Here is a 1267-nt window from a genome sequence, read left to right on the forward strand (position 1 = left end):
GGCCCGAAAGAAAGGTAGGAGGCCATGACGAAAGGTCTGCACGTGCCTTCCGAGATCGGCAAGCTCAGGAAGGTCTGCCTGCACCGTCCCGGCGACGAGCTCCTCAACCTGCCGCCCGACGAGCTCGAGCGACTCCTGTTCGACGACGTCCCGTTCCTTGAGGTCGCGCAGCAGGAGCACGACACCTTCGCCCAGATCCTGAGGGACCAGGGCGTGGAGGTGCTCTACCTCGAGAACCTCGTCGCAGAGGTGTTCGACCAGGTCCCCGGCGCCCGCGCCGAGTTCACCGACCAGTACATCGCCGAGGCGGGCATCCGCGGCCAGCAGATGCCGCAGATCGTCCGCGAGAAGCTGGACTCCATCGAGGACAACCTCGAGTTCGTCAAGAAGACCATGGCCGGCATGACCAAGGCCGAGATCGACATGCCCCTCACGGCGTCCACGACCCTCGACTCCCTGGTCAACTCCGAGTCCGAGTCCGACCTGATCATCGACCCGATGCCCAACCTCTACTTCACCCGCGACCCGTTCGCGGTCGTCGGCGAGGGCGTCAACCTCAACCGCATGTACTCGGTCACCCGCAACCGCGAGACCCTGTACGGCAAGTACGTCTTCAAGTACCACCCCGACTACAAGGACGTCTCCCTGTACTTCCGCCGCGACTGCCAGTTCCACACCGAGGGCGGCGACGTGCTGAACATCAACGAGAAGACCCTCGCCGTCGGCATCTCCCAGCGCACCCAGGCAGCCGCCATCGACGTCATGGCGCAGAACATCTTCTGGAACTCCGACTCCAAGGTCGAGCGCATCCTGGCCTTCGACATCCCCGTCTCGCGCGCCTTCATGCACCTCGACACGGTCTTCACCCAGATCGACGTCGATAAGTTCACGATCCACCCCGCCATCATGGGCACCCTGCGCGTCTACGAGCTGACCGCCGGCAAGAACCCGGGCGACGTGAACATCCGCCTGATCGAGGACACCCTCGAGCACGTCCTGGAGGACGCCACCGGCGTCGACCAGGTCAAGCTGATCCCCTGCGGCGGCGGCGACCCGATCGCGGCCTCCCGCGAGCAGTGGAACGACGGCTCCAACACCCTGTGCGTCGAGCCCGGCAAGATCTGCGTCTACGCCCGCAACACCGTCACCAACGACGTGCTGTACAAGGAGGGCCTGGACCTTCTCGTCGTGCCCTCCGCCGAGCTCTCCCGCGGCCGCGGCGGCCCGCGCTGCATGAGCATGCCCTTCTGGCGCGAGGACCTCTAAG

At 65.4% G+C, this 1267-nt stretch carries 1 protein-coding gene; it reads left to right on the forward strand.

Features of this window, described 5'->3' with window-relative positions:
• The first annotated feature begins 24 nt into the window (after positions 1-24).
• The gene (arcA, locus tag DW024_RS09900) at positions 25-1266 is read left to right on the forward strand and encodes an arginine deiminase (protein WP_117774421.1); all 1242 of its coding nucleotides are present in this window, start codon (positions 25-27) and stop codon (positions 1264-1266) included.
• Position 1267: the final 1 nt, after the last annotated feature.

It is taken from the genome of Collinsella sp. AF37-9, from assembly GCF_003475115.1.
Taxonomy (GTDB): Bacteria; Actinomycetota; Coriobacteriia; order Coriobacteriales; family Coriobacteriaceae; genus Collinsella.

Bases quoted from the DNA above. Each gene is read 5' to 3' on its own strand.
- arcA (WP_117774421.1), top strand. From the start codon at position 25: ATGACGAAAGGTCTGCACGTGCCTTCCGAGATCGGCAAGCTCAGGAAG.